The organism is Streptomyces sp. NPDC050534 (genome assembly GCF_044457745.1).
GTDB lineage: Bacteria > Actinomycetota > Actinomycetes > Streptomycetales > Streptomycetaceae > Streptomyces.
This window is the reverse complement of sequence record NZ_JBITHF010000004.1, coordinates 227,905-248,516: the sequence shown is the minus strand read 5'-3', so window position 1 is coordinate 248,516 and position 20,612 is coordinate 227,905. Positions and strand designations below refer to the sequence as shown.

Sequence of the window (20,612 nt, the reverse complement as noted above, 5' to 3'; positions counted from 1 at the left end):
TATGGCGGCGATCACACATCGAGTCCCGAACCGTCGCCTCCGTCGTCCCGCCCGCCGCTCCCCTCGCCCGCCACGGGCGGGGTCGTGGCCAGGCCCAGAGCCTTGCGTGCGGTGACGGAGGTGTCGGGGTCCGCGAGCACCATGGCGCGGTCGTAGTGCGCGTAGAAGCTGTCCGCGTCGGCCGCCTTCGCGGCCAGGGCCCACTCCTTTCGGCCCGCCGCCACCTTCGCGGCGACTTCGGCGACCGGCTTCCCGGCGCCGGCCGGCCACGCGTGGGCGCGCAGCAGCCGGGTCTCCCTGGCGAGCGCGGCCGACATCTGCCCGGCCCACTCGCGGCTGCCCTGGAGGTCGTCGTCGGGGCTGTCCACGGGCTGCCGGTCCAGGGCGGCGTTCTCCACGTCGACGGCCTTGAGATAGGCAACCTGGTCGTCGCTCAGGCTCCGCTCGTCGTTGCGCAGCGAACCCGTGAGGCCGGCCGTCTCGTCCGTGTTGCCGAACAGGCAGGTCACCTCGCGGTCGCCGAATCCCCAGCTGTCCCGGGTCGGCGTCATGTAGTACACGTCGACGTAGTCCGGGACCGCCCAGGCGTCCATGGCGTAGCCGTAGCGCAGTCCGTAGCACCGGGCGTCGGCGATGTCCGTGACCTTGCCGTCGCCGGGGTAGGCGGAGCCGCCCGTCATGCGGAAGACGGCGAACACCTCGCCGTCGTGCTGCTTCTCGCAGAGCACCTTGTCGACGTCGTAGGCCGTGCCCTCAAGGGATCTGCTCGGGGCGTCGAAGCAGTCGCCCTCGGTGAGGGAGTAGGCGCTGCCGTGGTCGCCCGCGGCGTTCTTGACGCCGGACCAGGTGGAGAAGTGGACGCCGCCGGCGAGCGCCAGAGCCCACAGCGCGAGCCCGACGGTGGAGAGGACCGAACCCGCGACGGCCATGCCCTTGCCCTGGCCGCCCCTCTTCCTGATCTGGGCGAGCGCGATGACGCCGAGCACCAGCCCGACGGCCGGGACGAAGCAGAGGATGCCGAGGACCAGGGAGGCGATGGCGACGCCGTTGACCGGGGCGCGGCCGGCTGAACGGGCTGCAGCCCTGGCCCCAGGGCTGGTACGGATACGGTCCGGGAGTGCCGTGGGGGCCCTGCGGATACGGCGGGAACGGGCCCTGCGGGTACGGCCCTTGGGGCTCCTCGGGCTGGTGGGGTCCAGGCGGCGGGGGTATGGACACGGGCACCGTGCTCCTGCTTCGGACACTGACGTACTGAACCGGCGTACGACTGGGCGCATGGTAAGCGTGCGGTGAGCGGGCGCGGAACGGTGATCGCGAAAGCCGTGGTCCGCGGTGAACGGCCTGGCCACACGGCGGGCCGGTCAGGAATCCGCAGCCGTGTCCCCGGCACCCGCCAGCCTGCGCTGCTCCTCCTCCACGATGCGCCGCGCGATGCCGCCGTCCGAGACGTCGATCGCGTCCGGGGTGGCGTCCGCGATGTCGCTGCGGCGGGCGTAGGCGTCGAAGAGGCGGTCCTTGTTCTCCAGGATGCGCAGCAGGCGTTCGTCGACGCTGTCGGTGGCGAGGAGGCGGTGCACCTGGACCGGGCGGACCTGGCCCATGCGATGGGCGCGGGCCACGGCCTGGTGTTCCAGGGTGGGTTTGACCTGCGGTTCGCACAGGATGACCACGGACGCGGCCTGGAGGTTGAGGCCGACGCCGCCGGCCTCGATCTGCGACAGCAGCACGGCGTGCCCTTCGGCGGCCGTGAAGTCGTCGACCAGCCGCTGGCGCCGGGCCGCCGTGACGGAGCCGGATATCGGCCCGAAGACCTCGTCGCCCAGGGCGAGCCGAACCGTGGTGAGGACGTCGCGGAAGTACGAGAAGACGACCACCTTCAGGCCGTTCTCCGCGGCCTCCTCGACCAGTTCGCGCAGCCGCTGCAGCTTGGCGGACTTCTCCGGGTCGGCGTAGGCGGCCCGGCGCATCGCCATGAAGTTCCCCTCGGCGACCGCCGTGCGGTAGGCGTCCTGGTCCGCGGCGCCGAGCTCCTCCCACTCGTCGACCTGGAGCAGCGCGGGCAGTTCGGTGAGCACGTCCTGCTGGTTGCGGCGCAGATAGGCGGGCGCGACCGATCTGCGGAAGGCGTGCGGGCCCGCGACGGCGTCGCTGTCGCGGATCTCGGGGACCAGCTCCGGCCGCAGGTGGCGGATCAGGGCGCGGAACTCCTCGACCCGGTTCTCCATCGGGGTGCCGGTGAGGAACAGGACGCGGTCGCAGGACTCGGTCCAGCTCGCGATCGAGCGGGCTCGGCGGGTGACGGGGTTCTTCACGTAGTGCGCCTCGTCGACGACGAGCATGCCCGGCACGGTGCCGTCCGGCGCGGGGAGCGTGTGCAGCAGGTCGAACGTGGTGAGGGCGACGCCACCGCGCTCGCGCCAGTCGGCGTACGCCTCCTGCCGGTCGGGGCCGTGCACCGGCACCGCGCGCAGGACGCTGCGGGAGCGGATCTCCCGCGTCCAGTTGATCAGCACGCCGGCCGGACACACGACCAGGAAGTGGGTGTGCCCGTCGGCCGCGAGGTGGGCGAGCGCGGCGATGGCCTGGACGGTCTTGCCGAGCCCCATCTCGTCACCGAGGACGACCCGGCGCTGGGCGAGCGCGAAGCGGGCGCCGAAGGACTGGTAGCCGCGCAGCGAGACCCGGCGGTGGGTGTCGTCGAGCGGCTGGGCGTGCACCCGCTCGGCCACCTCGGAGGGCAGGAAGCCCTCGGCGGCCGCCTCGTCCGTACGGTGCTCGGAGACCTCGGCGAGCTGGCTGTAGTACTCGGCGGAGCGCAGCTCGAAGTCGACCCATGCCTCGATGTCGGAGGCCGGATGGCGCAGCAGGTCGGTGGCGGCCTGCGTCAGCTGGAGCCGGGTGCCCCTGTCCTGCGCCTCGGAGATCAGCGCGCGCAGCTCCGCCGTCGCCGCGAGGGCGGCCTCCTTGCGGTGCCGCCCGGTGAGCGCGAGCCGCAGCCGGCCGGTGGCCGGCCGGGCGGCGGGCAGCAACTCGCCCAGTTTCCGGTCGAGTTGCTCCGCGGTGTCCACGGCACGGCGCAGTTCGGGCCCGGCCTCGACCAGCCGGTGCAGCGCGACGACCAGAGCGGTGGCGCGGGGTTCGGGCCGGTCGACGTCGATCCGTACGGTGACCGTCTCCTCCACCGCCCGGGCGATCTGCCGTGCCGCGGCCAGCGCCTGGTCGGCGGTCTGTGCGCCGACGCCGGGGATCTGCCGGAGCTCGTAACGGCTCGCCTCGTACACCGCGCGCACCGAGGAGAGCCCGGCCGCCTCGACGGCCGCGAGGCGCAGCCGGCCCTCGGTGGCGTCCTTGAGCCGGCCGATCGGGATGGACTCCAGTTCCTTGACGACGAGTTCGTCCCGGAGCGGGGCCAGGGCGGAGCGGACGGCCTCGAGGGCGCGGGCGTGATCGGCGAGCACGGTGCGGGCGGCGTCGTACAGCCGCGTGCCCTGCGTGCACAGCTCCCGGGCCCGCCGCCCCACGGGCGGCTCCCGCACCTCCCCCGCCTGCGCCATGCCACCCCTCCCGCTCCGTCCGTCCCGGTACGCACATCTTGGCACCGGGGTACGACAACGGGACCGGTGGCGGACGGCCCGTTCGGTCGCCGAAGGCGGGTGGTGTCTCGGTCGCCGAAGGCGGGTGGCATCTCGGTCGCCGACGGCGGGTGGCATCTCGGTCGCCGACGGCGGGTGGCGTCTCGGTCGCCGACGGCGGGTGGCGTCTCGGTCGCCGAAGGCGGGTGGCGTCTCGGTCGCCGACGGCGGGTGGCATCTCGGTCGCCGACGGCGGGCGGCGTCTCAGTACACGACGGCGGGTGGCGTCTCAGTCGCCGATGGCCGTGGCGCGCGTGCGCTTCTCCCAGGCGGCGATCTCCGTGCGCACCCGGTCGAGCTTGCCGAGGACCGCCTCGACGCCGTCCTCGCCGAGCGGCAGGTGCAACGGCGTCTCCTCGGCGTCCAGGGCGGCGAGGACCAGGGCCGCGGCCTTGGCGGGGTCGCCGCCCTGGGTGCCGTCGCCACCGGCGACGACGGCGCGGGTCCGGCTCACACCGCCGTACACACCGCTGTCCGCGCTCACCCCCGCACGGCTGTTGTCGAACAGGGCCGTCCGGAAGGAGCCCGGCTCCACGATCAGCACCTTGATGCCGAAGTCCCGCACCTCGTCGGCGAGCCCCTCCGACAGGCCCTCCAGCGCGAACTTGGTTCCGCTGTACGCCGAGAACCCCGCGAAGGACATCTGCCCTCCCATGCTGCTCATCTGCACGATCGCGCCCGAGCGCCGCTCGCGCATGTGCGGCAGCACCGCGCGCGTGAGGGCCGCGGGCCCGAAGACATGCACGTCGAACAGGTCGCGCAGCTCGGCGTCGGTGGTCTCCTCGAAGGCGCCGACATGCGTACGGCCCGCGTTGTTGACCAGGACGTCGATCCGCCCGTGCCGCGCGATCACGTCCCGCACGGCCGGCTCTGCGGCAGCGACGTCGGCGACGTCCAGCCGCAGCGCCTCCACCTGGTCGGGATGGGCGGCCACGAGGTCGTCCAGCCCCTCGGGCCGCCGGGCGGCGCCCACCACGACATCGCCGGCGGCGACGGCCGCCTCCGCGATGGCCCGCCCGAATCCGCTGCTCGCACCGGTGATCAGCCACACCTTGTTCATGACACCCAGCCTCCGTAGGAGCGCTCGGAGCAGCTTTCCGCGTCTTTCCGCGTCTGTCCTCGTCGCTCGTGAACCAGGCTGCTCCCGTGGACCGCCGCCCGTCCAAGACCTACGGTGACAACCGATGGTTATGACGACGGACGTCCATGTGCGGGACCTGCGGTACTTCGTCACGGTCGCCGAGGAACTGCACTTCACGCGCGCGGCCGAGCGGCTGTACGTCTCGCAGCCCGCGCTGAGCAAGCAGATCCGGGCGCTGGAGCGGCAGTTGGGCGTCGAGCTGCTGCGCCGCGACCGGCACGGCGTGGCGCTCACCGCGGCCGGGACCACGCTGCTGCCGCACGCCCGGAAGGTGCTGGACGCCTGGGCGCGGGGTGCGTCGGCGATGGAGGAGGCGCGAACCGCGCTGCGCAGCACGCTGGTGGTGGGCATGAGCACCAGCCCCGGCCGCGGCGGGCTGCTGCCCGCGATCCGCTCCCGCTTCACGGCCGCGCACCCCGAGGCCGCGGTCCGGCTGCGCCAGGTGAGCTGGGAGGACCCGACCGCGGGCCTGGCGGACGGCGACGCGGACGTGGCCTTCGTCTGGCTGCCCCTGCCGGACCAGGACCGCTACGCCTGGACGGTGGTCGCCGAGGAACCCCGCCACGTGGCCCTCCCGGAGTCCCACCCGCTCGCCGGCCGCCCCCGGATCGACTTCACGGACCTCGCCGACGAGCCCTTCCTCGCCCTGCCCGCGGCAACCGGTCCGCTGCGGGACCACTGGCTCGCCCTGGAGGAGCGCGCCGGCCGCCCGCCGCGTATCGGCGCGGAGGTCGCGAGCACGGAGGAGACGTACGAGGCCCTGGTCGCGGGCCTCGGCGTGTGCCTGGTGGCCGCGGGCAACGTCCCGCTGATCACCCTGGGCGGCGTGGTGACACGACCGGTCCACGGAATCGCACCCGGCCGCTACGTCCTGGCCTGGCGGAAGGACGACCGCAGGCCACTGGTGCGGGCCTACACCCAGGCGTGCCGAAAGGTGGCGGAGGGGGAACTCAGACGTTGAACCTGAACTCCACGACGTCGCCGTCCTGCATGACGTAGTCCTTGCCCTCCATCCGCGCCTTGCCCTTCGCGCGGGCCTCGGCGACCGAGCCGGTCTCCACCAGGTCGCCGAAGGAGATGACCTCCGCCTTGATGAAGCCCTTCTGGAAGTCGGTGTGGATGACGCCGGCGGCCTCGGGGGCGGTGGCGCCCTTCTTGATGGTCCAGGCGCGGGATTCCTTGGGGCCGGCCGTCAGATACGTCTGCAGGCCGAGGGTGCGGAAGCCCACGTGCGCGAGGGTGGCGAGGCCCGGCTCGTCCTGGCCGACGGACTGGAGCAGTTCGAGCGCCTCGTCCTCGTCGAGCTCGGCGAGGTCGGCCTCCAGCTTGGCGTTCAGGAAGATGGCCTCGGCGGGGGCGACCAGGGCGCGCTGCTCGTTCTTGAACTCCTCGTCGACCAGCTCGTCCTCGTCGACGTTGAAGACGTAGAGGAAGGGCTTGGTGGTGAGCAGGTGCAGGTCGTGCAGGAGCTCCTCGTTGCCGGAGCCCTGGACGATGCCCGCCGAGAACAGCGTGTCGCCCTTCTCCAGGATCTCCTTGGCCTCCTCGACCGCCTTGACCTTGGGCGCGATGTCCTTCTTGATCCGCGACTCCTTCTGGAGCCGGGGCAGGACCTTCTCGACGGTCTGGAGGTCGGCGAGGATCAGCTCGGTGTTGATCGTCTCGATGTCGTCCTTCGGCGAGACCTTGCCGTCGACGTGCACGACGTTCTCGTCCTTGAAGGCGCGGATGACCTGGCAGATCGCGTCGGACTCACGGATGTTCGCGAGGAACTTGTTGCCCAGGCCCTCGCCCTCGGAGGCGCCGCGCACGATGCCCGCGATGTCGACGAAGTCGACGGTCGCCGGGAGGACCCGCTGCGAGGCGAAGATTTCGGCCAATTTGGCCAGCCGGGCGTCGGGGACGCCGACCACGCCCACATTGGGCTCGATCGTGGCGAACGGGTAGTTGGCCGCGAGCACGTCGTTCTTGGTCAGGGCGTTGAAAAGGGTCGACTTGCCGACATTCGGCAGACCGACGATTCCGATCGTGAGCGACACGTTGCGACTTCCCGTACGTGAGAGACATCAAGGGGACTGGGGCTGCGGGCCCGGTCCTTCTTCGTTGCGGGGGCGGGCCGATCCACCAGTCTACGGCGTACCGTCACCCGCCCCGGCGCCCCGTCGAACGCATGGCCAAGCTCTTCCCATCGGCGTGTCTGAAGGGCGATTCGGCACATAAGCCGACCTAAGTTGGTCCGGTGGAGCAACACAGGACGCCACCCCCGCGCAACGGAACGCAACGCGGCAGGCCCCCGCTGCCCCCACAGGCGAAGCGCGGCGGCAGCGGCGGTGCGGGCGGCGGCACCGGCGACGGTGTGCGGCCCGCCGCGCAGCGCTCCCCGACCGCCCGTCCCGCGGACCGCCCGGCGGGTGTGCGAAGGCCCGTTCCGCCGCTGGCCGAGGCCGTGCGGCGGGTGCGGCGGATGCCCAATCCGCGGTTGACCGGACTCGGCGGCGGCCTGTTCTGCGGGGCGCTGATGTTCGTGCTCGGCTGCCTCGACCGGCTGCTGCTCGGGGCGTCGCCGACGGTGTACGGCGTGCTGTTCCTGCCCGTCTGCCTGCTGACCGCGCTCTGGGTGCGCAAGGGCGACCTGGCGTCCCCGCCCGTCGTCGTGCCGATCGCCTTCGCGGTGGGCCTGCTGCCCGTGGCGGACGGCGACGGAGGGCTGTCCGGCCGGCTGATGGGACTGGTGACGGCGCTGGCGACGCAGGCCCTGTGGCTGTACGCGGGGACGTTCGTCTCGGGCGCGGTCGCGACCGTGCGGAAGGTCAGCCTGATGCGCAGGCGGGCCGACCGGCGCCGCCCGCCCGCGCACTGAGGGCGGGGCCAAGGGGTTGTCAGACGCCCTCTAGCTCTCCCCCGCCCGCATCGCCGCCCCCACGATGCCCGCGTTGTTCTGGAGCTGGGCCGGGACGATCTCGGCCTTGATGCCCTCGATGAAGGGCAGGAACTTGTGGGACTTACGGCTGACGCCGCCGCCGACGACGATCAGTTCGGGCGAGAAGAGCATCTCGACGTGGGCGAGGTACTTCTGCACGCGGTGCGCCCAGTGCTCCCACGTCAGCTCGCCGTCGTCCTTGGCCTTGCTGGAGGCGCGCTTCTCCGCGTCGTGGCCGCCGAGCTCGAGGTGGCCCAGCTCGGTGTTGGGGACGAGCTTGCCGTCGATGAACACGGCGCTGCCGATGCCGGTGCCGAAGGTCAGCAGGATGACCGTGCCGGCGCGGTCCTTGCCCGCGCCGAAGTGCATCTCGGCGACGCCCGCCGCGTCCGCGTCGTTGACGACCGTCACCGGCAGGCCGCCGAGACGCTCGCTGAACAACGCGCGCGCGTCGGTGTCCACCCAGCCCTTGTCGACGTTCGCCGCCGTACGGACGGTGGCGCCGCCCGTGACCACGCCGGGGAAGGTGAGGCCGACCGGGCCCTGCCAGCCGAAGTGCCCGACGACCTCCCGCACCCCGTCCGCCACGCTGTCGGGAGTCGACGGATGCGGGGTGAGCACCTTGAAGCGCTCCTCCGCCAGGTCGCCCTTGTCCAGGTCCACCGGGGCGCCCTTGATCCCGGACCCACCGATGTCCACACCGAAGATCTGCATGGCCCTACGTTACGACGGACGACTGACCGTCACTCTCGCGAGGACCCCGTCCGCTCCGCGATCAGCGACGCCGCCTCCTCGCGCAGGTCGCGGCGGAGCTCCTTGGGCAGCGAGAAGGTGATGGACTCCTCGGCCGCCTTGACGATCTCCACGTCCTCGAAGCCGCGCCCGGACAGCCACTCCAGGACCTGCTCGACCAGGACCTCCGGGACGGAGGCGCCGGAGGTGACGCCGACCGTGGAGACACCCTCCAGCCATGCCTCGTCGATCTCGTCGGCGAAGTCCACCAGGTACGCCTCGCGCGCGCCGGCGAGCTTGGCGACCTCGACCAGGCGCTTGGAGTTGGAGGAGTTGCGGGAGCCGACGACGATCACCAGCTCGGCCTCGGCGCCCATCTGCTTCACGGCGAGCTGGCGGTTCTGCGTGGCGTAGCAGATGTCGTCGCTGGGCGGGGAGATCAGCTGCGGGAACTTCTCCTTGAGCGCGTCGACGGTCTCCATGGTCTCGTCGACGGAGAGCGTGGTCTGGGAGAGCCAGACGACCTTGGAGGGGTCGCGGACCTCGACCTTGGCGACGTCCTCGGGGCCGTCGACCAGCGTGATGTGGTCGGGGGCCTCGCCGGAGGTGCCGATGACCTCCTCGTGGCCCTCGTGCCCGATCAGGAGGATGTCGTAGTCGTCATTGGCGAAGCGGACGGCTTCCTTGTGGACCTTGGTGACCAGCGGGCAGGTCGCGTCGATGGTGGCGAGCCTGCCGCGCTCGGCCTCCTCGTGGACGACGGGGGCGACGCCGTGCGCGGAGAACATCACGATGTTCCCCTCCGGGACCTCCTCGGTCCGCTCGACGAAGATCGCGCCCTTCTTCTCCAGGGTCTGCACGACGTACTTGTTGTGGACGATCTCGTGCCGTACGTACACCGGAGCCCCGTACTGCTCCAGGGCTTTCTCGACGGCGATCACGGCGCGGTCCACACCCGCGCAGTAGCCCCGGGGGGCGGCGAGCAGGACACGGCGGCCAGGCGAAGCAGTCATACGTCCATCGTAGGGCCACGTTCGGCGGGTCAAAGATCGCGTCCTTGGGGAGACTGGCCGTGGAGTGGGAGGGGTGGGGCACGAGACGGCGGACGAGGCACTGGCGGAGGCGGCATGTCCGGGACCGGCACGGCGGCACGGACCATCGGCGAGGGGCATGAACTGCGGCGCAGCCTCGGCCTGCGGGATCTGGTCGTCTACGGCCTGCTTTTCATCGCCCCCATGGCGCCCGTCGGCGTGTTCGGCACCCTGGACGCGAAGTCGCACGGGGCCGTCGCGCTCGTCTACGTCGTCGCCACGGTCGCGATGGCGTTCACCGCGTTCAGCTACGCGCAGATGGTGCGCGTGGTCCCCCAGGCGGGGTCCGTGTTCGCCTACGCGCGCGCGGCGCTCGGCAGGGAGGCGGGCTTCGTCGCCGGCTGGATGGCGATGCTGGACTATCTGCTGATCCCGGCGGTCGCCTATCTCTTCTCCGGGATCGCGATGAACTCCCTGGTGCCGGAGGTGTCGCGCTGGGTGTGGACGGCGCTCGCCGTCGCCGTCACGACGGCGCTGAACCTGTGGGGCGTGCGCGCCGCGGCCCGGGCCGGCTTCCTGGTGCTGGCCATGGAGGTCGTGGTCCTGCTGGTGTTCATCGTGTCGGCGCTGGTGGTGCTGGGGCAGCACGGCGCGGCGCGGGGCTGGTGGTCACCGTTGTCCGGGGACGGCACTCAGGGGTCGTTCGCGCTGTCCGCGGTGATCGGCGCGGTCTCCGTGGCGGTGCTCTCGTACCTGGGCTTCGACGCGATCGCCACCTTCGCCGAGGAAGTCACCGGTGGCTCGCAGAAGGTCGCGCGGGCCCTGCTGTTCTGCCTCGCGCTCGCGGGTGTGCTGTTCATCGCGCAGACGTACCTGGTGGCGCTGCTGGAGCCGACGACGTCGGCGCAGCTGGCCGCCGATCCCGGGAAGCAGGGGTCCGCGTTCTACGACGCCGTGGACGCCTCGGTCGGTACGTGGCTGCACGACCTGGTGGCGGTGAGCAAGGCGATCGGGGCGGCGTTCGCGGCGCTGGCCGGGCAGGCGGCGGCCGGGCGGCTGCTGTTCGCCATGGGGCGGGACCGGAGGCTGCCGCGGGCGCTGGCCCGGACCGACTCCGGGCTCCCGCGGGTGGCGCTGCTGTGCGCGGCGGTGATCACGCTCGTCGCGGCGGTGTGGGCGGCCCGGCGGGACGACGGGATGGACCGCCTGGTGTCGGTGGTCGACATCGGCGCGCTGACGGCGTTCACGCTGCTGCACGCGAGCGTGGTGGGCTGGTTCGCGGTGCGGCGGGCCGGGGGCCCGGTGAGCTGGTGGCGGCATGTGGCGATCCCGGTGCTCGGTGCGGCGATCACGGTCGCGGTGATCGTGGAGGCGTCGGGGGCGGCGCAGGCGGTGGGCGCCGGGTGGCTGGCGACCGGACTCGTCGTGCTGGTGGTGCAGCGCGGGCGCCGGCCCACCGCGCCCACCTCGCCCACCTCGCCCACCTCGCCCACCGAACGGACCGACTGACACCAGCCGGCGTTGCCGGGACGGACCGGTCGACGCCGTCCCTGCGTTGTCGGTCAGGGCCGTTACTCTCGCGGCATGGCTCTCAATACGTCCGCGGAAGCCCCCCTGCCCGTCGGTGAGGTCTCGCGGCTCATCGGAGGGTGGATCGACCGGCTGGGGGCCGTCTGGGTCGAGGGGCAGATCACCCAGCTGTCGCGGCGGCCCGGTGCCGGGGTCGTCTTCCTGACGCTGCGGGACCCCTCGCACGACATCTCCATCAGCGTCACCTGCTACCGGCAGGTGTTCGACGCCGTCGCCGACGTCGTCAGCGAGGGCGCGCGGGTCGTCGTCCACGCGAAGCCGGAGTGGTACGCCCCCCGGGGGCAGCTCTCCCTGCGGGCCACCGAGATAAAGCCCGTCGGGATCGGTGAACTCCTCGCCCGGCTGGAGCAGTTGAAGAAGTCCCTGGCCGCCGAGGGGCTGTTCGCCCCCGAGCGGAAGAAGGCCCTGCCCTTCCTGCCCCAGCTCATCGGGCTGGTCTGCGGCCGCGCCTCGGCCGCCGAGCGGGACGTCCTGGAGAACGCCCGGCACCGCTGGCCCGCCGTCCGCTTCGAGGTGCGCAACGTCGCCGTGCAGGGCGTGCACGCCGTCCCGCAGGTCGTGCAGGCGGTGAAGGAGCTCGACGAGCTCGGCGAGGTGGACGTGATCGTCGTCGCGCGCGGCGGCGGCAGCGTGGAGGATCTGCTGCCCTTCTCCGACGAGCAGCTGGTGCGCGCCGTCGCCGGGTGCCGCACGCCGGTCGTCTCGGCGATCGGCCACGAGCCCGACAACCCACTCCTGGACTACGTCGCCGACCTGCGTGCCTCCACCCCGACCGACGCCGCCAAGAAGGTCGTACCGGACGTGGGCGAGGAGTACGAGCGCGTGCGGCTGCTGCGGGACCGGGCCCGGCGGTGCGTGGAGGCGCTTGTCGAGCGCGAGGAGCGCGGGCTCGCCCACGCGCTGGCCCGGCCCTCGATGGAGGACCCGCACCGGATGGTCGACGAGCGGGCCGATCACGTCGCCGCGCTGACCGACCGCTCGCGGCGCACGCTGAGGCATCTCCTGGACCGCGCCGACTCCGAGCTGACGCACACGCACGCGCGCGTGGTGGCCCTCTCCCCCGCCGCCACCCTGAAGCGTGGGTACGCCGTGCTGCAGAAGGAGGACGGCCACGTGGTCCGCGACCCCGCCGAGGTGACGGCGGAGGAGACGCTGCGGGCGCGGGTCTCCGAGGGTGAGTTCTCCGTACGAGTCGACGCATAGGGTGGGTGGATGACCAGCAAGGTGGCGCAAGAGGCGCTCGGCTACGAGCAGGCGCGGGACGAGCTGATCGAGGTCGTACGGCGGCTCGAGGCCGGCGGCACGACGCTCGAGGAGTCCCTCGCGCTCTGGGAGCGGGGCGAGGAACTGGCCAAGGTGTGCCGGCGCTGGCTGGACGGCGCGCGGGCCCGGCTCGACGCGGCGCTGGCCGAGGAGCAAGAGGACGGGGAGTCGGGCGGCGAGTAGCCGTCCCGGCGGTGGTCTGCTGTGAAGCGGATCACTACGCCCTGTTTTTTGTTGAACCTTGAACTTCATTGCCGTACGGTCATGCCTGTCAGCTTAACCGGACCGCGGTCCGGTTGGGAACCGGACGCCGTTACCAAGGAAGTTCAGCCATGTCTCTCGTTCTTGACTCCGCCGCCCAGGACCTGCTGTTCCGTGAGGCCCGCACCGCGAACACCTTCACCGACGAGCCGGTGACCGACGCGCAGCTGCAGGCGATCTACGACCTGGTCAAGTACGGCCCGACCTCCATGAACCAGTCCCCGCTGCGGGTCACGCTGGTCCGCTCCGCGGAGGCCCGCGAGCGCCTGGTGCAGCACATGGCCGAGGGCAACCAGAAGAAGACCGCCACCGCCCCGCTGGTCGCGATCCTCTCCGCGGACAACGAGTTCCACGAGGAGCTGCCGGCCCTCTTCCCGCACTTCCCGCAGGCCAAGGACGCCTTCTTCGGCGACCGCGCGGTCCGCGAGGGCAGCGCCGCCCTGAACGCCACGCTGCAGGCCGCCTACTTCATCATCGGCGTCCGGGCCGCCGGTCTCGCCGCCGGCCCGATGACCGGTCTCGACTTCGAGGGCGTCCGCAAGGAGTTCCTCGACGACGACCACACCCCGCTGATGGTGGTCAACATCGGCAAGCCGGGCGAGGACGCCTGGTTCCCGCGCTCCCCGCGCCTGGAGTTCGACGAGGTCGTCACCACGGTCTGAGCCGCCCCGCGCATGACGGAGGCCCCCGGCGTCACCGCCGGGGGCCTCCGTCATGCGCCGGTGGCTACGACTTCGCCAGCTTCAGCGCCCCGGCCATCTGCGTCAGCTGCTCGAAGGAGCCGGTGCCCGCGACCACCGTCGTCGAGCCCTTGCCCGGAAGCACGAGGGCGTCGTAGCGGCCGCCGGTGTAGTGCGTCCAGGTCCGGCCGTCGATCTTCTGGGTGGCCTTCGTCGCGTGGGCGCCCTGGCTAGCCTCGTCGATGAACTCCGCGGGCTTCTGAGTCGACTGCTCGATCTGCACGTACTGGCCGTCGGGGGTGCGGAAGCCGAGATGCCAGGAGTCGAAGTCGGCCCCCTGGAAGCGGACGGAGGTCGCCTTCCACGTCTTGGGCAGCCCCTCGGGGGCGGCGACCGGGTAGGCCGCGGCGCGCCGCGCCGTGAGCAGCTCGACGCGGTAGTCGACCGGTTTGGTGTCCGGTGCCGAGTCGTCGTGCGGGATGAAGACGTAGATGACTGCCGCCGCGATCCCGATGATGCCCAGGGAGAGAATCATGTCCCGGACCGTCTTCTGCCTGCCGTTCGAACCTGCCACGCCCCCTATCGTCGCAGGTGCCCGGTCCGCTCATCCGTGGGGTCCCCTGCTCATTTTGTCGGACTGACGATAGAGTCGAGGATCGAACCCTCATCCGGCCGTCGTCGTATCAGAAAGGTGCGCCTCGATGACCGAGCATCATCACTTGCCGTCCGAACTCGAAGTACCGCGCGAAGCCCCCGACCGTAACCTCGCCCTGGAGCTCGTCCGGGTGACCGAAGCAGCCGCGATGGCCGCGGGCCGCTGGGTCGGGCGGGGCGACAAGAACGGCGCCGACGGTGCCGCGGTCCGCGCCATGCGGAGCCTTGTCTCCACCGTGTCGATGAACGGCGTGGTGGTGATCGGCGAGGGCGAGAAGGACGAGGCCCCGATGCTCTTCAACGGGGAGCAGGTCGGTGACGGGACCGGGCCCGAGTGCGACATCGCCGTCGACCCGATCGACGGCACCACGCTGACGGCCAAGGGCATGCCGAACGCCATCGCCGTGCTGGCCGCCGCCGACCGCGGCTCGATGTTCGACCCGTCCGCCGTGTTCTACATGGACAAGCTGGTCACCGGGCCCGAGGCGGCCGACTTCGTCGACATCAACGCCCCGGTGTCGGTGAACATCCGCCGGGTCGCCAAGGCCAAGCGCTCGACGCCCGAGGACGTCACCGTCGTCATCCTCGACCGCCCCCGGCACGAGGGGATCATCAAGGAGATCCGGGAGGCCGGAGCGCGGATCAAGCTGATCTCCGACGGTGACGTGGCCGGTTCGATCTACGCGCTGCGCGAGGGCACCGGCGTCGACATGCTGCTCGGTATCGGCGGCACGCCCGAGGGGATCATCTCGGCCTGCGCGGTGAAGTGCCTGGGCGGGACGATCCAGGGCAAGCTGTGGCCGAAGGACGACGAGGAGCGGGTGCGGGCCCTCGACGCGGGCCACGACCTGGACCGGGTGCTGATGACCGACGACCTCGTCTCCGGCGAGAACGTCTTCTTCGTCGCGACGGGAATCACCGACGGCGAGCTGCTGCGCGGTGTGCGGTACCGCTCGGAGACCGCGACGACCGACTCGATCGTGATGCGGTCGAAGTCGGGGACGGTGCGCCGAATCGACTCCGAGCACCGGCTGAGCAAGCTGCGGGCCTACAGCGCGATTGATTTCGACCGCGCCAAATAGGCCGGAAACCGTTCACCGAACCGGTTCGGCGAGCAACGAGAATCGGGCGCCCCCTGGTGCGGAAGGGGGCGCCCTTTCTGTTGCTCGCCGCGGTTATCCGGCCTGCGCTATGCGTGCGGGCCTGGCCGCTTTCTGGAGTTCCATCTCGCGACGGCGGCGACGGGCCAGCACCACGCGGCGCTCGGCCGCCGTGAGGCCGCCCCAGACTCCGTAGGGCTCAGGTTGCAGGAGCGCGTGCTCGCGGCACTCGACCATCACGGGGCAGCGGGCACAGACGCGTTTGGCGGCCTCCTCGCGCGAGAGCCTGGCGGCGGTGGGTTCTTTTGAGGGGGCGAAGAACAGGCCTGCCTCGTCGCGCCGGCACACCGCTTCGGTGTGCCATGGAGCGTCTTGGTCCCTGTCCCGCACTGGCACCCGCTGGGCCGGAACAGCAGCTACCTGCAGGGACGAATGCGGCGGTTGCAGCACGGTCTACTCCTGACGACGGCTTCGCGAGCGAGAGACGATGCAGCAAGGCCTACCCGCTGTGCGCGTGCCTATGCACTGAGTTCCGAACCGCTGGATTTCGGGTACCCGTGAGGGCTGTCGCGGTCCGGCCGCGGGTGGACCAATTCCCTTCCGGCACGGCCGGATTAGCAAACGTCAACGATCCAGATGTTTGCGCAAATTCTTGTCGACCTTGCGCTGAACACGGTCCAGGATGTCGGCGACGAGCCTGCCGCGCTTCGGCCGCGCCTCGACGTTGCCGAGGACGGCCCATCCGTCGACGTAGACGACCGGGGCGTCCGGTTCCGCCGAGTCGAGGGTGTCCACCTCGAAGTTGCCGAGGACACCGCCGCCGGTGCCGCGCAGCGACACGTTCTCCGGGACGCGGATCTCGACGTTGCCGAAGACCGAGACCGTCTTGATCACGACCTGCTGGTACTCGAAGAGCGCCTCGCTGAGGTCGATCTCCACGCTGCCGAAGATCGCGTACGCGTGGATACGGCGTCCGGCACGCCAGCGGCCCTTGCGGACGGCGCTGCTGAACACCGCCACAACGTTGTCGTCCGGGTCGGCCGGGATCGCGCCCGCGGTGGGGCGGTTCGGGGCCGCGGCGAAGGACGGTGCCGCGCGGCGCTGGTGGGCGGCCGGCAGGTCCCGTATGAAGACCTCCAGTTCGCCGACCGTCTTGGCGGCGAGGACGCCCTCCACCCGCTCGGCGTGCTCCTCGGCGGTCAGCCGGCCCTCGGCGAGGGCGTCACGCAGGATGTCGGCGATACGGTCGCGGTCGGCGTCCGAGGCGCGCAGCTCGGCCGGCGCGGGTGCGGGTTCGGCGCGCGGGTGAAGGTCCTGCTTCTGAAGGTCCACGGCAGCAGCGTACCGAAACGCGATAGATCGCGACTAGGCCTGTGGACGAGCAACTGAGCCTCACCTCACAAGCGTCCGGTCCTGGACAGGTCCTACGCTGGTGAGGCCCGCCAATGGCGGCGGGCGACCGTCTGCCGAGTGAGGAATGGGCTGCGATGCCTGAGTTCGCGTACACCGATCTGCTCCCCATGGGAGAGGACACCACCCCCTACCGGCTGGTGACCTCCGAGGGTGTCTCCACCTTCGAGGCCGACGGGCGGACGTTCCTCAAGGTGGAGCCGGAGGCGCTGCGCAAGCTGGCCGAGGAGGCCATCCACGACATCCAGCACTATCTGCGCCCGGCCCACCTGGCGCAGCTGCGCCGCATCATCGACGACCCCGAGGCGTCGGGCAACGACAAGTTCGTGGCCCTGGACCTGCTGAAGAACGCGAACATCGCGGCCGCGGGCGTGCTGCCCATGTGCCAGGACACCGGCACCGCGATCGTCATGGGCAAGCGCGGGCAGAACGTCCTCACCCAGGGCGGCGACGAGGAGGCCCTGAGCCGGGGCATCTACGACGCCTACCACAACCTCAACCTGCGGTACTCGCAGATGGCTCCGCTCACCATGTGGGAGGAGAAGAACACCGGCTCGAACCTGCCGGCCCAGATCGAGCTGTACGCCACCGACGGCGGCGCCTACAAGTTCCTGTTCATGGCGAAGGGCGGCGGCTCCGCCAACAAGTCCTTCCTGTACCAGGAGACGAAGGCCGTCCTGAACGAGTCCTCCATGATGAAGTTCCTGGAGGAGAAGATCCGTTCGCTGGGCACGGCCGCCTGCCCGCCGTACCACCTGGCGATCGTCGTCGGCGGCACGTCCGCCGAGTACGCGCTGAAGACCGCCAAGTACGCCTCCGCGCACTACCTGGACGAGATCCCGGCCGAGGGCTCGGAGCTCGGCCACGGCTTCCGGGACAAGGACCTGGAGCAGAAGGTCTTCGAGCTGACGCAGAAGATCGGCATCGGCGCGCAGTTCGGCGGCAAGTACTTCTGCCACGACGTGCGCGTGGTGCGCCTGCCGCGGCACGGCGCCTCCTGCCCCGTCGCCATCGCCGTGTCCTGCTCGGCCGACCGCCAGGCCGTCGCGAAGATCACCGCCGAGGGCGTCTTCCTGGAGCAGCTGGAGACGGACCCGGCGCGGTTCCTGCCCGAGACCACCGACGAGCACCTCGCCGAGTCGTCGGACGTCGTCAGGATCGACCTCAACCAGCCGATGGACGACATCCTCGCCGAGCTGACGAAGTACCCGGTGAAGACCCGGCTCTCGCTCAGCGGGCCGCTGGTCGTGGCCCGTGACATCGCGCACGCCAAGATCAAGGAGCGACTGGACGCGGGCGAGGAGATGCCGCAGTACCTCAAGGACCACCCGGTCTACTACGCGGGTCCCGCGAAGACCCCCGAGGGCTACGCGTCCGGTTCCTTCGGTCCCACGACGGCCGGCCGAATGGACTCCTACGTCGAGCAGTTCCAGGCCGCGGGCGGCTCCAAGGTCATGCTGGCCAAGGGCAACCGCTCCCAGCAGGTCACCGGCGCGTGCGAGGCGCACGGCGGCTTCTACCTCGGCTCCATCGGCGGGCCCGCCGCCCGCCTCGCCCAGGACTGCATCAAGAAGGTCGAGGTCGTCGAGTACGAGGAGCTCGGCATGGAGGCCGTCTGGAAGATCCAGGTCGAGGACTTCCCGGCGTTCATCGTGGTCGACGACAAGGGCAACGACTTCTTCCAGGACCCGGCGCCGCAGCCCACGTTCACGAGCATTCCGGTGCGGGGGCCCGGGCTCGCGTGAGCCTGCCGGGCCCTGCGCCGATCCCGCGATCGGCGCAGGGTCCGGAACATCCGGGGCCCGTCGACCGCTGTACCGGACATGAGCGAATACCGCATCGAGCACGACTCCATGGGCGAGGTCCGGGTTCCGGCGGACGCCAAGTGGCGGGCCCAGACCCAGCGTGCCGTCGAGAACTTCCCGATCTCCGGGCAGCGCATCGAACGCGCGCACATCGAGGCGCTGGCGCGCATCAAGGGTGCCGCCGCCAAGGTGAACGCGCGGCTGGGGGTGCTCGACAAGGACGTCGCCGAGGCGATCCAGGAGGCGGCCGAGGAGGTCGCCCGCGGGGACTGGGACGGGCAGTTCCCGATCGACGTCTTCCAGACCGGTTCCGGCACCTCGTCCAACATGAACACCAACGAGGTCGTCGCCACGCTCGCGAGCGAGCGGCTCGGCCGGGACGTCCACCCCAACGACCACGTCAACGCCTCGCAGTCGTCCAACGACGTCTTCCCCTCCTCCATCCACATCGCCGCCACCGGCGCCGTCACGCGCGACCTGATCCCGGCCCTTGAGCACCTGGCCGGCGCCCTGGAGCGGAAGTCGGCGGAGTTCGCCGACGTCGTGAAGTCGGGGCGGACGCATCTGATGGACGCCACGCCCGTGACGCTGGGGCAGGAGTTCGGCGGATACGCGGCCCAGGTGCGGTACGGCGTCGAGCGGCTGTACGCCTCGCTCCCCCGCCTCGCCGAACTGCCCCTCGGCGGCACCGCCGTGGGCACCGGCATCAACACCCCGCCCGGGTTCTCAGCCGCCGTCATCGAGGAGGTCGCCCGGGTCACCGGCCTGCCCCTGACCGAGGCCCGCGACCACTTCGAGGCGCAGGGCGCGCGGGACGGCATCGTCGAGACCAGCGGGCAGCTCAGGACGATCGCCGTAGGACTGACCAAGATCGCCAACGATCTGCGGTGGATGTCGTCCGGTCCGCGGACCGGGCTCGCGGAGATCAACCTGCCGGATCTGCAGCCGGGTTCGTCGATCATGCCGGGCAAGGTCAACCCGGTGATCCCCGAGGCCGTGCTCATGGTCGCCGCCCAGGTCGCCGGGAACGACGCGACCGTGGCCACCGCGGGCGCCGCCGGCAACTTCGAGCTCAACGTGATGCTGCCGGTCATCGCCAAGAACGTCCTGGAGTCGGTGCGGCTGCTCGCGAACGTCTCCCGGCTGCTCGCCGACCGGACCGTGGACGGGATCACCGCGAACCGGGAGCGGGCGCGCGAGTACGCCGAGTCGTCGCCGTCCGTGGTCACCCCGCTGAACAAGTACATCGGCTACGAGGAGGCCGCCAAGGTCGCCAAGAAGGCGCTCGCCGAGCGGAAGACCATCCGCCAGGTGGTCCTGGAGAGCGGGTACGTGGACCGCGGCGACCTCACGGAGCAGCAGCTCGACGAGGCGCTGGATGTCCTGCGGATGACGCACCCGTGACGTTCTGCCGCCGCGGCGCGAACCGTGACGCGCGCCGCAGCGTCGTATGCCTGTGGCACCTAATATCTGTTCATGGCAGAGGGCGGAGCGGTGGGAGCGGACCTGGCGGCAGGTGGAGGAACGAGCTTCTGGGCCCCCGGGACACAGATCCTGTGGCGGTACCGGGAGAACGGCGGCGCGCGCTTCCACATCGCCCGCCCCGTCACCGTCGCCCGGGACGACGCCGACCTGCTCGCCGTCTGGCTGGCGCCTGGCACCGAGTGCGTGAAGCCCGTGCTGGCCGACGGCACACCGGTGCACGGCGAGCCGCTCGAGACGCGTTACACCAAGCCCCGCGCCGTCCAGTACGACCGCTGGTTCGGCACCGGCGTGCTGAAGCTGGCCCGGCCCGGCGAACCCTGGTCGGTCTGGCTGTTCTGGGAGCCGGGCTGGCTGTTCAAGAACTGGTACGTCAACCTCGAGACGCCGCTCGCGCGTTGGGACGGCGGGGTCGACTCCGAGGATCACTTCCTCGACATCTCCGTGCACCCGGACCGCAGTTGGCACTGGCGGGACGAGGACGAGTTCGCGCAGGCCCAGTGGGACGGCCTGATGGCCCCCGCGGTCGCCGAGCAGGTGCGGGAGGCGGGGCGCTCCGCTGTGGAGGTGATCCGCGCCTGGGGCCCGCCGTTCAGCGACGGCTGGCAGCACTGGCGCCCGGATCCGTCCTGGGCGGTACCGTCTTTGCCAAAGGACTGGGACCGTACGCCCGCGCACGTGTCCACATGAGACCCTTGATGCGCCCCCGGTCCGCAACCGTAGGATCGTCCTCCGCAAGGGTGCGCAGTAGCAACTCCTGGAGAATGCGCTGGGCTTGACCGATCGTCACCGAGGGGCGGCAGGACGTGAGCGAGGGGTACGAGGGCAACATCCGCGGGGCGCGCCCCGCGAGCCGCAGCCGGTGTGCCCGCGGCACAGGAACAGCCTCTGACCACGCGGGAATTCCGTTC

At 71.2% G+C, this 20,612-nt stretch carries 19 protein-coding genes; 10 read left to right on the top strand and 9 right to left on the bottom strand.

Annotated features, from left to right (window positions below; translation table 11 throughout):
- Positions 1–11: 11 nt before the first annotated feature.
- The 3 genes from ACIBN2_RS15455 to ACIBN2_RS15445 all read right to left on the bottom strand — a co-directional run bounded on the left by ACIBN2_RS15455 (position 12) and on the right by ACIBN2_RS15445 (position 4,692).
- The gene (locus ACIBN2_RS15455; RefSeq protein ID WP_399134857.1) at positions 12–1,244 is read right to left on the bottom strand and encodes a DUF4190 domain-containing protein; all 1,233 of its coding nucleotides are present in this window, start codon (positions 1,242–1,244) and stop codon (positions 12–14) included.
- Between the two features lie 117 nt (positions 1,245–1,361).
- Positions 1,362–3,554: a DEAD/DEAH box helicase gene (locus ACIBN2_RS15450; protein ID WP_399134856.1), complete on the bottom strand. Its 2,193-nt coding sequence runs from the start codon at positions 3,552–3,554 to the stop codon at positions 1,362–1,364.
- 307 nt (positions 3,555–3,861) lie between these two features.
- A complete protein-coding gene (locus tag ACIBN2_RS15445; protein ID WP_399134855.1) occupies positions 3,862–4,692 on the bottom strand; it encodes an oxidoreductase in 831 nt (276 codons plus the stop codon).
- Between the two features lie 130 nt (positions 4,693–4,822).
- Between ACIBN2_RS15445 and ACIBN2_RS15440 the strand changes: the two genes are divergently transcribed.
- Positions 4,823–5,734, top strand: a complete 912-nt coding sequence (locus tag ACIBN2_RS15440) for a LysR family transcriptional regulator (RefSeq protein WP_399135252.1) — start codon at positions 4,823–4,825, stop codon at positions 5,732–5,734.
- Here the strand turns inward: ACIBN2_RS15440 and ychF are convergent.
- Complete coding sequence (ychF, locus tag ACIBN2_RS15435; RefSeq protein ID WP_399134854.1) at positions 5,724–6,812, bottom strand: redox-regulated ATPase YchF; 1,089 nt, start codon at positions 6,810–6,812, stop codon at positions 5,724–5,726. The two genes, ACIBN2_RS15440 and ychF, sit on opposite strands and share 11 nt — an antisense overlap.
- A 200-nt stretch (positions 6,813–7,012) precedes the next feature.
- Here ychF and ACIBN2_RS15430 point away from each other — a divergent pair, with 200 nt between their 5' ends.
- Positions 7,013–7,633 carry a DUF6542 domain-containing protein gene (locus ACIBN2_RS15430; protein ID WP_399134853.1) on the top strand — a complete coding sequence of 207 codons (621 nt, stop codon included), beginning with the start codon at positions 7,013–7,015 and terminating at the stop codon, positions 7,631–7,633.
- Positions 7,634–7,663: 30 nt separating this feature from the next.
- On the opposite strand, the gene ppgK is transcribed toward ACIBN2_RS15430, so the two are convergent.
- Positions 7,664–8,407: a polyphosphate--glucose phosphotransferase gene (gene ppgK, locus ACIBN2_RS15425; RefSeq protein WP_399134852.1), complete on the bottom strand. Its 744-nt coding sequence runs from the start codon at positions 8,405–8,407 to the stop codon at positions 7,664–7,666.
- 29 nt (positions 8,408–8,436) lie between these two features.
- Positions 8,437–9,438: a 4-hydroxy-3-methylbut-2-enyl diphosphate reductase gene (locus tag ACIBN2_RS15420; RefSeq protein ID WP_399134851.1), complete on the bottom strand. Its 1,002-nt coding sequence runs from the start codon at positions 9,436–9,438 to the stop codon at positions 8,437–8,439.
- Between the two features lie 114 nt (positions 9,439–9,552).
- Here ACIBN2_RS15420 and ACIBN2_RS15415 point away from each other — a divergent pair, with 114 nt between their 5' ends.
- From ACIBN2_RS15415 to ACIBN2_RS15400, 4 genes are all read left to right on the top strand, one after another.
- Positions 9,553–10,965 (top strand): APC family permease, encoded by a 1,413-nt coding sequence (locus ACIBN2_RS15415; protein ID WP_399134850.1) that lies wholly within the window; start codon positions 9,553–9,555, stop codon positions 10,963–10,965.
- Positions 10,966–11,040: 75 nt separating this feature from the next.
- Complete coding sequence (gene xseA, locus ACIBN2_RS15410) at positions 11,041–12,249, top strand: exodeoxyribonuclease VII large subunit (RefSeq protein WP_399134849.1); 1,209 nt, start codon at positions 11,041–11,043, stop codon at positions 12,247–12,249.
- A 9-nt stretch (positions 12,250–12,258) separates the two neighbouring features.
- The gene (locus ACIBN2_RS15405; protein WP_399134848.1) at positions 12,259–12,492 is read left to right on the top strand and encodes an exodeoxyribonuclease VII small subunit; all 234 of its coding nucleotides are present in this window, start codon (positions 12,259–12,261) and stop codon (positions 12,490–12,492) included.
- Positions 12,493–12,641: 149 nt separating this feature from the next.
- Entirely contained in the window at positions 12,642–13,232 is a 591-nt protein-coding gene (locus ACIBN2_RS15400; protein ID WP_399134847.1) for a malonic semialdehyde reductase, read from the top strand.
- A 64-nt stretch (positions 13,233–13,296) separates the two neighbouring features.
- On the opposite strand, the gene ACIBN2_RS15395 is transcribed toward ACIBN2_RS15400, so the two are convergent.
- Positions 13,297–13,824, bottom strand: a complete 528-nt coding sequence (locus tag ACIBN2_RS15395; protein ID WP_399134846.1) for a DUF4245 domain-containing protein — start codon at positions 13,822–13,824, stop codon at positions 13,297–13,299.
- Between the two features lie 127 nt (positions 13,825–13,951).
- On the opposite strand from ACIBN2_RS15395, the gene glpX reads away from it, so the two are divergent.
- Positions 13,952–14,986 (top strand): class II fructose-bisphosphatase, encoded by a 1,035-nt coding sequence (gene glpX / locus ACIBN2_RS15390; RefSeq protein ID WP_399134845.1) that lies wholly within the window; start codon positions 13,952–13,954, stop codon positions 14,984–14,986.
- 93 nt (positions 14,987–15,079) lie between these two features.
- Here glpX and ACIBN2_RS15385 read toward each other — a convergent pair whose 3' ends face one another.
- Together ACIBN2_RS15385 and ACIBN2_RS15380 are read right to left on the bottom strand one after the other, a co-directional pair.
- Positions 15,080–15,454, bottom strand: a complete 375-nt coding sequence (locus tag ACIBN2_RS15385) for a WhiB family transcriptional regulator (RefSeq protein WP_399134844.1) — start codon at positions 15,452–15,454, stop codon at positions 15,080–15,082.
- Between the two features lie 174 nt (positions 15,455–15,628).
- Positions 15,629–16,336, bottom strand: coding sequence for a DUF1707 domain-containing protein (locus ACIBN2_RS15380; protein WP_399134843.1), 708 nt, complete (start codon positions 16,334–16,336; stop codon positions 15,629–15,631).
- A 155-nt stretch (positions 16,337–16,491) separates the two neighbouring features.
- On the opposite strand from ACIBN2_RS15380, the gene ACIBN2_RS15375 reads away from it, so the two are divergent.
- The 3 genes from ACIBN2_RS15375 (at position 16,492) to ACIBN2_RS15365 (ending at position 20,391) form a co-directional block, all read left to right on the top strand.
- Positions 16,492–18,159, top strand: coding sequence for a fumarate hydratase (locus ACIBN2_RS15375; protein ID WP_399134842.1), 1,668 nt, complete (start codon positions 16,492–16,494; stop codon positions 18,157–18,159).
- Positions 18,160–18,237: 78 nt separating this feature from the next.
- Positions 18,238–19,623 (top strand): class II fumarate hydratase, encoded by a 1,386-nt coding sequence (locus tag ACIBN2_RS15370; protein ID WP_399134841.1) that lies wholly within the window; start codon positions 18,238–18,240, stop codon positions 19,621–19,623.
- Between the two features lie 72 nt (positions 19,624–19,695).
- A complete protein-coding gene (locus ACIBN2_RS15365; protein ID WP_399134839.1) occupies positions 19,696–20,391 on the top strand; it encodes a DUF402 domain-containing protein in 696 nt (231 codons plus the stop codon).
- Positions 20,392–20,612 lie beyond the last annotated feature (221 nt).

Excerpts from the sequence above, each read along its gene's own strand:
- ACIBN2_RS15450 (WP_399134856.1), bottom strand. The coding sequence starts at position 3,554 with ATGGCGCAGGCGGGGGAGGTGCGGGAGCCGCCCGTGGGGCGGCGGGCC.
- ACIBN2_RS15445 (WP_399134855.1), bottom strand. The coding sequence starts at position 4,692 with ATGAACAAGGTGTGGCTGATCACCGGTGCGAGCAGCGGATTCGGGCGG.
- ACIBN2_RS15440 (WP_399135252.1), top strand. The coding sequence starts at position 4,823 with ATGACGACGGACGTCCATGTGCGGGACCTGCGGTACTTCGTCACGGTC.
- ppgK (WP_399134852.1), bottom strand. The coding sequence starts at position 8,407 with ATGCAGATCTTCGGTGTGGACATCGGTGGGTCCGGGATCAAGGGCGCC.
- ACIBN2_RS15420 (WP_399134851.1), bottom strand. The coding sequence starts at position 9,438 with ATGACTGCTTCGCCTGGCCGCCGTGTCCTGCTCGCCGCCCCCCGGGGC.
- ACIBN2_RS15415 (WP_399134850.1), top strand. The coding sequence starts at position 9,553 with ATGTCCGGGACCGGCACGGCGGCACGGACCATCGGCGAGGGGCATGAA.
- xseA (WP_399134849.1), top strand. The coding sequence starts at position 11,041 with ATGGCTCTCAATACGTCCGCGGAAGCCCCCCTGCCCGTCGGTGAGGTC.
- ACIBN2_RS15405 (WP_399134848.1), top strand. The coding sequence starts at position 12,259 with ATGACCAGCAAGGTGGCGCAAGAGGCGCTCGGCTACGAGCAGGCGCGG.
- ACIBN2_RS15400 (WP_399134847.1), top strand. The coding sequence starts at position 12,642 with ATGTCTCTCGTTCTTGACTCCGCCGCCCAGGACCTGCTGTTCCGTGAG.
- glpX (WP_399134845.1), top strand. The coding sequence starts at position 13,952 with ATGACCGAGCATCATCACTTGCCGTCCGAACTCGAAGTACCGCGCGAA.
- ACIBN2_RS15375 (WP_399134842.1), top strand. The coding sequence starts at position 16,492 with ATGCCTGAGTTCGCGTACACCGATCTGCTCCCCATGGGAGAGGACACC.
- ACIBN2_RS15370 (WP_399134841.1), top strand. The coding sequence starts at position 18,238 with ATGAGCGAATACCGCATCGAGCACGACTCCATGGGCGAGGTCCGGGTT.
- ACIBN2_RS15365 (WP_399134839.1), top strand. The coding sequence starts at position 19,696 with ATGGCAGAGGGCGGAGCGGTGGGAGCGGACCTGGCGGCAGGTGGAGGA.